At 76.5% G+C, this 311-nt stretch carries 1 pseudogene; it reads left to right on the forward strand.

The features are described 5' to 3' along the window. Positions 1 to 311, forward strand: a pseudogene (locus AC5RV2_RS19190) (flagellar biosynthesis protein FlgA); the annotation flags it as partial.

Here is a 311-nt window from a genome sequence, read left to right on the forward strand (position 1 = left end):
TGGACACCTCGATCGTCGGCCCCGGCCTGCTGACCGGGGCGCCGCCGGGGACGGTGGCCGTGCCCGTGCGCCCCGCAGACCCCTCCACCGTCCAGTTGGTGTCACCGGGCCAGTTGGTGGACATCGTGCTCAGCAGCGGCAACGGGTTCGAAGAGCCTGCCGAAACCACAGTCCTGGCGCGGGCCGTTCCGGTGCTGTGGAAGGCCGACGACGGCGCCGCCGCCGCCGGCTTGCTCGGCGCGGGCGAGCCCGACGGGCTCGGGGTGGTGGCGGCGGCCCCGTCCGACGCACCCGCGCTGGCCGGCGCCTCC

This window comes from Arthrobacter sp. Y3225116 (genome assembly GCF_059091245.1).